The organism is Chryseobacterium sp. MYb7 (genome assembly GCF_002979455.1).
GTDB lineage: Bacteria > Bacteroidota > Bacteroidia > Flavobacteriales > Weeksellaceae > Chryseobacterium.
In genome coordinates, this window is record NZ_PCOU01000041.1 from 22,655 (window position 1) to 34,001 (window position 11,347).

Here is an 11,347-nt window from a genome sequence, read left to right on the forward strand (position 1 = left end):
ATTTATGCATTATGCCCTTTTTCTCCTGATAAATTGTGAATTGTCTGCTCACTATTCTGTACATAATCCTTTGAAGCTGCTACTTCAATTCCTTCTGCAGCATTTTTATGAATATCTTGCGCTTCATAAGAATAATTCTCGCTTGCTATTTTAAGTATATTAGTTGCGTTTAGACTATAATCTAACGTTGCATTCTGCAAGATATTTGCTCCTGCTGACTCCATAATATTCATTCCTACGGAATTATTTTTATTCATTCCCACCGTCGTATTCATATTTTCACCAACATTGATATTCATATTCTTACAGTTCAGGGTCATGGTTTCCGGTGCTGTGATATTAATATTACTTCCTGTGGTATCCAGATGAATCTCATTGCCGCTTTTATCTGTAATAATGATGCTTTCATCTTCTGTGAAAACGATTCGGTGTCCGCTTCTCGTTTGGATGGATTTTACACGGTTGTCTACACCTCCGCCAAGACCTATTCCGCCATGGAACATTCCTCCCATCACAAACGGTCTGTCCGGATGACTATGAACGAAATTAACCATCACCTGATCTCCTATTTCAGGAATGGCTACATATCCTCTGTTTTGAGTGATCTGATCTGTTCCTCCTGCATCTGGGCTCATCACCCTAACAAAGTGAGTAGTATCATTCATCTGCCAGTCGAATCTCACCTGAACTCTTCCCTGCCCTTCCGGATCTGTATTAGAAATTACAGTTGCGATCTGTGGCTGTGCTGATGGTATAGTAAATTCAGGTTTGGGAAGAAAACCTGTGTCTGCGGCAATGGATTCAAAAGTCCCAGTATAATGCCCGATGGTATCAATTTCATAAACAGCTTCTGTTACCATTACTTTTGTAAAGTAGGAAGTTTCATTACTATCCGGTTTTCTCATATGAATATCAACAATACATCCCGGATGCAGAAAAGGAACGCTTGTAGATCCGGAAACTGAAAACACATTGACTGCTTCACTTCCTGAAGTACTTCTTTGCGAATGCTCTACATCCAGATGAGTGGTAGCTTTAATCGGGGCCATCTGAAGGGCCGGAGTTTTATATATTTTATCGTTATGACTGTATGATGTACGGGCAAGATCACTTAAATGATTTACCGGAGTTTCTCCTGAAGTCAGTTTTTCATTTTTACTGCTGTTGTAGCCATAATATTGAGGTTTTGTATGTACAGCTTTCAGTTCTACCTTTACATGATCTGCATTGCTTCCATAAAAGAGTTTTATAGGCTTATTCTGAGGCGGAAGCTTCCCGAAGTGCAAGACTTCACCATCATAATAAAATTGCTCTCCATACGCTTCTGCCATTCTCGCCAGATAATTATAATGGGTTTCGTTATATTGGCTGCTGTAAATAATTTGAGAATAATCATTGGTATCTACTCTTATATCGAACCTTTCTTTATCAATTCCTTGTTTGATTACTTCTTCAGCGATAATTCCCATATTAACGGATTGTCCGCCACCAAAACTTTGGATATGAGGAGCCCCATCCAGCAAAATTGTGGGACTGTATCCGGAAAGTACTATGTTTCCAAGGCTCATTTTTTCCTGACTGAATCCTACTTTCGTAATAATCCCCACAAAATTTCTTTCAGGACTTTTCTCAATATCCTTGTAAGAAATAACAGCAGTGAGGCGTTTTCCTAAAAATTTATTGGCTTCTTCAAGGGTATGAGTTTGTCTGTCTCCCAGTGCATCGTGAGCAAGAGTAAGACTGAATTCGTGATGATGACTTGCTTTTTGTTTAAGGGTGAAATGTTTATAGTATTTAATAATTTTTCCCTCCACAACCAGTGACAATTTTACCAGCCGGTTGATCCCTGCATGATGATTCTCGGATATTCCGTCTGCATTCTGTGATGGACGGAAAGAAGATCCTTTTGTCTTTGATTCGGTTTTCATATTCTTTGTGTTTGTGTTTGGTCTTGGAAGATAACAATATTTTATATAACAGACATTATACAAATAGGTTATACAATAAAATTCTCATGATAGTGTTTCATCCAGGCAAAAAAAGACCGCCATAAATAGGGACAGTCTTTTTTCTTATGAATGTTGATAATGTGTATAAATTTAGCTGGTTGGCCAAAGTCCTGCAAACTGAGAAGTACCATAGTCGATGGTTTCTGCACTCACTACGAAGCTGATCAGCATACTGTCACTATCAATGGCATCAAAATCAACCTGATGTTGAATTACATATCCGTTCTGCCAGTTCAAAGTAATTAATGTTCCTTCTTCGTGAGACTTGTTGAATGTAATTTCTCCTACTGTTGGCTTGTATTTACCATTTAACAAGCTTTCCAGGATATCAGATTTTTCAGTAGCTTCTACTGTAACCTTGATTAATGCGTTAGAAGGATCTGATGCTACACGTCCTGAAACGTCTGTAGATCTGGATACGCTGTAGTTCATTTTCAACAGCTTTTGTCCTTCGCCATTGTTGAATTTTAAGATTCCTCTTGAATTTCTTTCGGCCATGATTAATAAATTTTAATCGTTAGTAATATTTTGTGATTCAGTGATTGTAGAACAAATATAGAGGCTCTTTTCCGCTAAAAAAAACTTTTCATCACAAATCTGAAAAATTGTAGTAGTTCTACGACTTCTTGTCGTAATTCTACGATATTAGATTTAATCACAGGCTCACAACATTCATCAATACAGTGTTTTAAATTAAATCCCTTTTTTAAGATAAAAAATATTTTTACACCGTGGGGAGAAATAATTAGGGTACGGGGTGTTATGTTGGAGGGTTGGAGAGTGAGAGGATAAAGGATTTGGGAATTGGGGTGCTTTTTTGAGGGAGCGTGTTGGTATGTTAAAAAAAAGCAGAAGTGTGTACTTCTGCTTTTAATATTATGGAAATGAATTTCTTAATGTTTGGTATATTCCGGTTGTTCTGTCGGAATTCTTGATGGCGTAAAGTATTCATTCAGCCAGTAGAAAGTCTGCCCGTTCTGCTGAATCTTTACAGCAGGGTTATTTCTGTTGGCAAGCAATCTGTCTGCTAAATTCTTATAGTGATGGAAATAATTCTTTACCGTCTCATTAGGAACGATTTTAGATTTTTTCCAGCCTTTCAGTTTATATTTAGCCATTAATTCTTCTTCAGAAAGATCGAATCCCGTACTCATCCCAATAGCGTAAGACATTGGTAATTCGTAAAGCGCTCCTTTATCTAAGAATTTTATGGTTGGATTATATTTCTTAAGCAGTTTCACATATTCTTTCACTGCTCTTGCCTGATTAAAGTCCGGACGATCTGCCTGAGTATTTTTATATACTTCAGTGTAGAAAGCTTTCAGGTTATCATATTCAGATTCAGAAATAAGAATTCCTTTTTCTATTCCCGGTGTAAAATCTTTCAGTTCTTTTGGAATATACCCTTTCACAAGGAACGGGCTTCCGTAGTTAATCAGCTGTGCTGCAATTCCTGCCGAAACCGGATTGGTAAGTCCTGGATACAGATATTTGTATTTTAAATCAACATCTGTTCTTCCTGCTCCTACTGAAGAATGGAAATATTCATTCAATGATTTATCAATAGTCTGATTGTCTAAGGTAACCTGAGAAATAAGGCTGTCTACAGATTTTTTCAGGAATCCCGGAGTCGTAATATCTCCTTTTTTAGGGAAAATAACGAATCCCTGAGACATACTCTGTTTAGGATAAGCCAATGAGAAGAACCCTTCGTCACCTTCCACCAAACTGAAATTATTTTTGGTCAAAACATCATTTTGGTTGATGATCTTTTGTTTCTTAAGTTCCGCAATGTTTTTGGCTGTATTGGTCACAATATTTTCTGCCATCAATACAAAATCATTGTAATTATCTGATGATCTTGCACTGGTCTGGAACATGATCAGCCTTGCCTGAGCCTGCATTAACGAACTTATTACACTGTACATATTGCCGCTTTGATTAGCAGAAGTTCCTACCGTAACCACAATATTGGCTTCATCTGCAACGTTGGAAAGAAGGTTTCCTGCAGCAGTAAGAGCCTCTCCTACCGGCTGATAGCCGTTATTGCTGGCGCAGTTCATTTCATTCGTTTTCTGATCAATAAACATAGTGATCTTGCTGTAATCTGAACTTAAGTTCGATACAGAAACGTTATTTCCGCAAGGGTTGTTTTTGTATAAAACCACTCCATATTTAACATTGCTGAAATAAGATGGCTTCTCGAATCTAAGCTGAAGATCTTGTAGTAATGATTTTACAATAGGTGCATAAGGTGTGTTGGCTGCACTTACGTCTAATGCAAAAACAATATTGATATTTTTATCTTTTTCTGTGATTTCTCTGTAACGGTCAAAATAAATAGGTTCTCCCAATACATTTGATACAAAGTTTTTGCTGTAATCTAAAATATTGGTAAAATATTTTGTTTTGGTATCCAGAGTAGGTGTTTCTTCCAGTGGAAGATTTACAGGAAAAATGTTCTCCAGCGGTGTTCTTTTGTTAACATCAGTAAGAAGAATAGCTGTTTTATTTTCTGCATCTGAAGCAGAACCACCAGGATGTCCTTCATGAATTCCCAGAGTGGTATCTGTAATTCCTGTCGTATTTTTCAGTTTGATAGCGGAACGTTCTCCCCAGCTGGAAATCACGTTGGAACTCACCCATCCGTACAATCCTTTCCCAATGCTGTCTATATCAATGGAAGGTTTTTTACCTACTAAAAATCGTTTGTTGTTTTCTGCCTGTTTGTAGACATATACAATTTGTCCGTTTGGAATTTTTACATTGGCAGCTTCGATAAGGCTTGGTGAGTTGAAAACCATGATAGAGTCATTCTTATAGTATCTTTCAGCACTTCTTATCACCTCGCTGTTGTTAGGGACTACTGCAACTCTTACAGGATACCCTGTTTTTTCGCTTCTCAGGGCATTGTTCCAAAGAAGGAGATCTGATTCCTGAATCCAGCCATATGTTTTGATTGATTTTGACGAAACCTTTTTCATTAAAGCATCAGGTACATATTCTGCTACCTTTACCATTCCGTCCCTATGTTTTAAAACCATTAAAGGCTCAAGAAATTTCACTTCTTTGTAAGATTTCTCATCATCTTTATCCAAATAAGCTGTGTTTCTGGATCTGTCTGAAATAACAATCCATGGAACTGACTTTTTAGGATAACCGTTTACGACAGGGGAAGCATCCACCTGACCGTATTGTGACGGCTCCGGGGTTTTCTTTGACGGCAGCTTTACCTGGCAACTCGTCAATAATACTGATAACCCTATATAATATGCTGCTAGAGGAAATTTATTATTCATCCTATTTTATCTTTAATGATTGGCGCATCCGTAAAATCGGATGATATTATTTGCTTTGATTGATTTCTACTTTAGTTACACAGTTCTGTGTATCATCCAGGTTTACTTTTACCGTCTGAATCACAGTATTTTTGTCAAACTGCAGCCCTGCACAGTACATGTAGAAGTTATTCACTTTGCTGTCATTCACCTTTACAACGGTGTTTTCATTGTTACACAGATAGGTTTTCAACAGATAATTGTAATGCATATTGAAGCTGTTTCCATTCGCAATCTGCTGCAGGTGATATTTAAAATCGTTATCTACTTTTGCATAAGAATCTTCTACCGATACTTCCTCTTCAGCAAGAGCATCATAAGCAGGAAGAATTTTGATACGGTGGTAGATAGGCTCCTGGGTTTCTTCAGTATATAGAGTTACTATGTAATCTCCGGGTTTTTTATAAGAATAGAAGGTAAACTTATCTTTAGAATCTGTATTTCCTGTTTCTCCGAATTTCCATGCAAATTGTTTTGCTTCGGAAACGGCACGGAAAGGTACATTTTCATTTTGCATAGCCTGAGAAGCCGCTTCGATAGTAGTCGTACTTTTTGCTGTATCTTTTGCTTTCTGAACGCTTCTTGCGCTTACCATTACAGGGAAAGATTTCGTGTACTTATTGTCAACGATCAAACTTACCTGATAGTATCCCGGTTTATTATAGAAATGAATCCCGCTGTTTTTGTCTGAAGTAGTACCGTCTCCGAAATTCCATCTTTTGGTTTTCGCAAACTGGGTCTTATCTTCGAATAAAAGCGTGTCTCCTACCGCCAGTGAAGACGGATAAACCACTCCAACAATATCATCAGCAGAATGGATTACCTTTTTCTGCAGCCATAGTGCAACCAGTGCCGCAATGAGCAGAGTTGCCACTACACCAATAATAATGTTCTTTTTGTTCTTTTGAAAATAATTCATAGTTAATAATTGTGATGTGTTTTATGTAAAGTTCCTAGTATTTCTTGGCTTACTGCATTCTTGCTTTCAGATCTTGCTCTCGCTGATAAAGCTTATTCTGCTTATCTTTAAATCCTATTCTGCATTCATCTACCTGTTTCTGGAAAATCTTAATGTCTTCTGAGGTTGTTGAAATTACTTTTTTGTCATCAAAGTACATTTTATAGAATTTGGCGATCTGAGGGTAGGCATCTTTTCGGATATCTACTACATCAGTCCCGTTAAAATAGCTGTTAAGGTCATTAACGCCCAGCTGAATATTGTTTTCCACAAAAGGCTGTGGACCATCATTAGTAAGCTTGGTGATCATGGCATAAGTACTGTCCATGATAGGTATAACCACTTTTTGGTGCTGCTCAAATTCAGCTTTCTGCTCCAGATTCTGAATTCCTCTAACATCTTCATCAGAAAAGGGAGATACAAATCCTTTTAAAAAGATGACTCCCAAAAATAACATCGCCGTCACAAGCATCAGTATTAAATAAAAAAACTGATAATGCCTTTCTTTTTTAGATAGTGTGATTTGTCCTTGCATTGCTTTTCTTTTTTATCTTCTTCTTTTACTTCCTGTGAAATTTCTTGTAGGGTCTTTTCTAAGCTCGTTGTTGGTCACTTTTATTTTACCCATACATTCATCCAGATCCCTTAAGACGGTTTTCTTCTGGTACTCTACTTCGATGATCTTGGCTTTTAAAGTCATCATCGGTACAATCTGCTTCATCAGTATAGCGTAATGCTTAAAGCTTTGGGCACTGTCTTTACCCATAATATTTTTAGCATCTCTCACGTTATCCATAATGCTGGTTCTGAGAAATACATCATTCTCCACCTTATTGATACTAAGCTGGTTCATTTTGTCGTAAATATCATCAATGTGGTCTCTCAGTACGTCACTTCGAAGCATCAGTTCTTTATAGGCTTCAGCTTCCCGGCTGATCCCTTCCCGTTGTATATCATAACTCTTAAAGAAGAGAAATAAACACGAAAAAGTGACAACCGACAAAACGACAAAAGACAGAATAAACTTCCAAATGCCTATTCTGACGTCAGATTTGTTTAATTTTTTTTCCCTGTTAGAAGACATAATTTGCGATTTGTTTGGCCTGTGAAAATATAAAAAAAAAATTTTATGCACAATACGTAATTTCCCCAGACCTGTTTCGTGAAAACCCTGATTAAATTAATATTAATTTCCTCTTTGATAAGTTTTTCATACATTAGACCTCTAAATTTTGAATATCATTCGCCAAATCGATATTAAGAATGAGTAAAATATTATCTAATACCGTGCGTTTTTCTATTGCTGACAGTGATTTTTATTTTAAAAAAATAATGATCAAAACACTGATGGAAAACCCTTTCTATATGCTTCTGAATGACTGTAACAATGGGCATGAGCTTGTGAACAGAATCTACAGAAGACAGGAAGATGTGTTTATTATAGAACTCTTTATGCCGGTATTAAGCGGAATTGAAGCCATCAAATACATCAGAAAAAACAATACGGAAACACCTATTATCACTTATTCCGGGACTTACCAGGAGGATATGGCGGAAATTCTTTCCAAAATTCCCAATATTTATTACTGTCAGAAGAAAAGTACCATTATAAAGGATATTATCAAAGGAAGTATAGCTTCCGACGATTTTGATTACAGTGCTTATTCTAAGGAGTGGGAGCAGCAACCACTTGCTGTACAGGAATACATGGACAGGCAGAAAAAAGGACAGGAAGAGCTTTCTCCGTCTGAAATACAGCTGATGAGATTCTGCTATGAAGGTTTCAGTAATAAAGAAATTGCAGAAAAGCTCAATCTGAGTACGAGAACTATTGATACTTATATCAACCGCCTTACAGAAAAGCTAGGATTAAAAACCAAGCTTCATCTTATCCGATTCTGTGTAGAAAATGGATATTACAATTCCAGTTTATAAAAAAATCTGAGTGAGTATTTACCATCTTAAATTCCGGATCACTGATGGAGCCGGATGAGGGCACATTAATTTTTTAAATAAAAGTAAGAAAACCCTCCAGAGCCTATTTCTACAGGCATTTATTAAATTTTGTTCATTATTTTTTTGTATCTTTATCCCGTTACATTATTTTATTGTTAAATTATTGCCAGCCCGCCTTAATATAGCATACACATTAAAAGCTCAACGATTTGAATAAAAATATTTTGCCACTAATTTGCTAGTATTCAATTTTTTTAACTAAATTTGCACACCTAAAATTTAAAATTAAAATAAGGAAATGACAAAGGCAGAATTGGTAAACACCATCTCAAATAAGTTGGGAACAGAAAAGAATGAAACACAGAAAGTTGTAGAAGCTTTTATGCAGGAGATCAGAACTTCTATGTATAATGGGGATAACGTTTATCTAAGAGGTTTTGGATCTTTTATCATTAAAACAAGAGCTGCTAAAACAGGAAGAAATATTTCTAAGAACACTGCAATTGAGATTCCTGCTCATAACATTCCTGCTTTCAAACCTTCAAAATCTTTTGTAGAGAAAGTAAAAACTAAAGTTGCAGTAAAATAAGAACATTAACTGAATATTAACTAGTTACTAAAAAATTAAAATTATGCCAAGCGGAAAGAAAAGAAAAAGACACAAGGTTGCTACTCACAAAAGAAAGAAAAGAAGAAGAGCAAACAGACATAAGAAAAAATAATCTCTCTTTTCGAGATTTACAATATAATAATATAGTTGGTGGATTTAAATTCTTAAAGTTCACTAACTATATTTTTGTTTGCAACTATAAGATTCCTTGGAAAGCGGAGGGTTTCCAATATTATTTTAATAAACATATAATGGTTTTCATTCAAAATCCTTATATTTAATAGATGAATTAATCTAGAAAAACATCCACTTCCTATAATCTTAACAATTTTATCTTATTAAAAATGAAGAAAGAACTAATAGTTTCGCATGAAGATGATCTTACAAAGATTGCACTGCTGGAAGACGGAAGACTATGTGAACTTCATGAGCAAGAGGACAAAAGCGATTTTATAGTTGGAGATCTGTTTATAGGAAAAGTAAAAAAACTAGCCCCCAATCTGAATGCAGCATTCGTAAGCATTGGATATGACAAGGATGCATTTCTGCATTATCAGGATCTGGGACCTCAGTATCTTACATACAGAAAGTTTTTAAAAGATACTATTTCTAAAAAACAAAGCACTTCGAGCTTAAAAAATTTCGAGATACAACCCGAAATAGACAAAAACGGAACAGTAGACAAAGTAATTGCTAAAGATGATCTTGTTCTACTGCAAATTACCAAAGAACCAATTTCTACAAAAGGCCCGAGAATTTCTACCCAGATTTCATTAACAGGGCGTTTTCTGGTTTTAATTCCTTTTGATAATAAAGTTTCCATTTCCAAAAAGGTCAGAAGCTTTGAGGAAAAAGAAAGATTAAGAACTCTTATCGACAGTATTAAACCTGAAGGTTTCGGAGTCATTATCAGAACTGTAGCGGAAGGAAAAAAAGTAGCAGACCTTCATAATGATATGAACCAGCTGGTTCAGAAATGGGAAAGCACTTTTAAAAACATCCAGAGAAATAAAGTTCCGTCTAAAGTTTTAAGCGAAGAAGACAAAGCTTCAGCTATTTTAAGAGACAATTTTAATCAGGATTTCGTGAATATCATCTGCGATGACGAGCAAATGGTGAATGAAATGACAAATTACGTGCAAGTAATTGCTCCTGAAAAGAAAAATATTGTCCAGTTTTACGATTCCCATATTCCTCTTCTGGAATATTACAATGTTGAAAAACAGCTTAAACAGAGCTTCGGAAAACACGTTAACATTCCGAGTTCCAAAGGAGCCTATCTTGTTATTGAACACACAGAAGCCCTTCACGTAGTTGATGTGAACTCCGGTAATAATATTACCACCGGAACAGCTGTCAACAAAGAGCATGCACTGAAAGTGAACAAAATGGCCGCTACTGAAATCGCAAGACAACTTCGCCTCCGCGATATGGGAGGAATCATTGTAATCGATTTCATAGACATGCCAAATTCTGATCACAGAAGAGATCTTTACGAGCATCTGAAAGAGGAAATGAAGCGCGACAAAGCACGCCACAAAATCCTTCCTCCTAGTAAATTTGGTCTGATCCAGATCACCAGACAAAGAAACCGTCCGGAAAAGCAGATCGATACCAAAGAAGAAAACCCGAACAAAGACGGAGAAATTGTAGCTCCAATTGTTATCGTGGAAAGAATGGGTGAAACCTTAAGAAACATCCTGCAGAAAGAAAAAGGAAAAATCTACCTGCACGTACACCCATTTGTGGAAGCCTACCTTACAAAAGGCATTAAAAGTATCCAGATGAAATGGTTTATCAAATACAAAAAATGGGTAACCATTGTTCCAAGAGATTCTTTTAAATATTTAGAATACAAAATCTACAATGCCAAAAAAGAAGAATTGATAGAATTCTCTAATTAAAAAATTTAAAACCTTCAGTTTTCTGAAGGTTTTTTTATTTTGATTTTCAACCATTTACCAAGATATAATATGTAAGTGATATGTGTGTGATATGTGTGTAGTAGGTTGATTTTTTCATATTTCAATAATTTTTTATCACTTTGCATTGAAATACACACAATATGATAAAACAATTAATTCTTATTTTTATTCTGTTAACTCAGAGCGCATTTTCTCAGATTATTTCCAAAGACAACGGTTTTGCTTCAAATGGAAAATTTACAACGTCAGGAAACAACACCAATAATTATTGGTCCAGAATGATTCAGAATTCAGACGGAAGCATCTATTTTATTTATAATAAAAATAATAGTTCTGGAACTGAAAAATCTTTTTTATCAAAACTTACGGCAAACGGAATTGTAGATATATCTTTTGGAACCAATGGAGAACTGGAATTACCTTATATCTCAACCGATAGTCAATTAAAGAAACAAGATGATGGTAAACTTTTAGGGTATTGTTAAATAATTATAGATAATTGCTTGTTAAGTTTCAAAAATAAGAGCTTTAATGATATTTCCATCATATGC

At 35.7% G+C, this 11,347-nt stretch carries 10 protein-coding genes; 4 read left to right on the top strand and 6 right to left on the bottom strand.

Translation table 11 applies throughout. The features are described from left to right. Positions 1-2: 2 nt before the first annotated feature. The 6 genes from CQ046_RS22225 to tssO form a co-directional block, all read right to left on the bottom strand. The gene (locus tag CQ046_RS22225) at positions 3-1,928 is read right to left on the bottom strand and encodes a type VI secretion system Vgr family protein (RefSeq protein ID WP_105704360.1); all 1,926 of its coding nucleotides are present in this window, start codon (positions 1,926-1,928) and stop codon (positions 3-5) included. Between the two features lie 171 nt (positions 1,929-2,099). Beyond that, entirely contained in the window at positions 2,100-2,507 is a 408-nt protein-coding gene (gene tssD / locus CQ046_RS22230) for a type VI secretion system tube protein TssD (RefSeq protein WP_105704361.1), read from the bottom strand. 395 nt (positions 2,508-2,902) lie between these two features. Then, the gene (gene tssR, locus CQ046_RS22235) at positions 2,903-5,308 is read right to left on the bottom strand and encodes a type VI secretion system protein TssR domain-containing protein (protein WP_105704362.1); all 2,406 of its coding nucleotides are present in this window, start codon (positions 5,306-5,308) and stop codon (positions 2,903-2,905) included. 46 nt (positions 5,309-5,354) lie between these two features. Further along, positions 5,355-6,266 carry a PKD domain-containing protein gene (locus tag CQ046_RS22240; protein WP_105704363.1) on the bottom strand — a complete coding sequence of 304 codons (912 nt, stop codon included), beginning with the start codon at positions 6,264-6,266 and terminating at the stop codon, positions 5,355-5,357. Positions 6,267-6,315: 49 nt separating this feature from the next. Next, positions 6,316-6,840, bottom strand: a complete 525-nt coding sequence (locus CQ046_RS22245) for a type VI secretion system transmembrane protein TssO (RefSeq protein ID WP_105704364.1) — start codon at positions 6,838-6,840, stop codon at positions 6,316-6,318. A 12-nt stretch (positions 6,841-6,852) separates the two neighbouring features. Further along, positions 6,853-7,389: a type VI secretion system TssO gene (gene tssO / locus CQ046_RS22250; RefSeq protein WP_105704365.1), complete on the bottom strand. Its 537-nt coding sequence runs from the start codon at positions 7,387-7,389 to the stop codon at positions 6,853-6,855. Positions 7,390-7,568: 179 nt separating this feature from the next. Here tssO and CQ046_RS22255 point away from each other — a divergent pair, with 179 nt between their 5' ends. The 4 genes from CQ046_RS22255 to CQ046_RS22270 all read left to right on the top strand — a co-directional run bounded on the left by CQ046_RS22255 (position 7,569) and on the right by CQ046_RS22270 (position 11,281). Continuing rightward, entirely contained in the window at positions 7,569-8,240 is a 672-nt protein-coding gene (locus CQ046_RS22255; protein WP_105704366.1) for a response regulator transcription factor, read from the top strand. Between the two features lie 319 nt (positions 8,241-8,559). Continuing rightward, positions 8,560-8,850: an HU family DNA-binding protein gene (locus CQ046_RS22260; RefSeq protein ID WP_002984212.1), complete on the top strand. Its 291-nt coding sequence runs from the start codon at positions 8,560-8,562 to the stop codon at positions 8,848-8,850. Between the two features lie 365 nt (positions 8,851-9,215). Next, entirely contained in the window at positions 9,216-10,775 is a 1,560-nt protein-coding gene (locus tag CQ046_RS22265; protein WP_105704367.1) for a ribonuclease E/G, read from the top strand. A gap of 161 nt (positions 10,776-10,936) precedes the next feature. Next, positions 10,937-11,281 carry a hypothetical protein gene (locus CQ046_RS22270; protein WP_105704368.1) on the top strand — a complete coding sequence of 115 codons (345 nt, stop codon included), beginning with the start codon at positions 10,937-10,939 and terminating at the stop codon, positions 11,279-11,281. The last annotated feature ends 66 nt before the right edge of the window (positions 11,282-11,347 follow it).

What these genes read in the sequence shown, in the direction of transcription:
- CQ046_RS22260 (WP_002984212.1), top strand. Translation starts at nt 8,560, where the DNA reads ATGACAAAGGCAGAATTGGTAAACACCATCTCAAATAAGTTGGGAACA.
- CQ046_RS22240 (WP_105704363.1), bottom strand. Translation starts at nt 6,266, where the DNA reads ATGAATTATTTTCAAAAGAACAAAAAGAACATTATTATTGGTGTAGTG.
- CQ046_RS22245 (WP_105704364.1), bottom strand. Translation starts at nt 6,840, where the DNA reads ATGCAAGGACAAATCACACTATCTAAAAAAGAAAGGCATTATCAGTTT.
- tssD (WP_105704361.1), bottom strand. Translation starts at nt 2,507, where the DNA reads ATGGCCGAAAGAAATTCAAGAGGAATCTTAAAATTCAACAATGGCGAA.
- CQ046_RS22270 (WP_105704368.1), top strand. Translation starts at nt 10,937, where the DNA reads ATGATAAAACAATTAATTCTTATTTTTATTCTGTTAACTCAGAGCGCA.
- CQ046_RS22265 (WP_105704367.1), top strand. Translation starts at nt 9,216, where the DNA reads ATGAAGAAAGAACTAATAGTTTCGCATGAAGATGATCTTACAAAGATT.
- tssR (WP_105704362.1), bottom strand. Translation starts at nt 5,308, where the DNA reads ATGAATAATAAATTTCCTCTAGCAGCATATTATATAGGGTTATCAGTA.
- CQ046_RS22255 (WP_105704366.1), top strand. Translation starts at nt 7,569, where the DNA reads ATGAGTAAAATATTATCTAATACCGTGCGTTTTTCTATTGCTGACAGT.
- CQ046_RS22225 (WP_105704360.1), bottom strand. Translation starts at nt 1,928, where the DNA reads ATGAAAACCGAATCAAAGACAAAAGGATCTTCTTTCCGTCCATCACAG.
- tssO (WP_105704365.1), bottom strand. Translation starts at nt 7,389, where the DNA reads ATGTCTTCTAACAGGGAAAAAAAATTAAACAAATCTGACGTCAGAATA.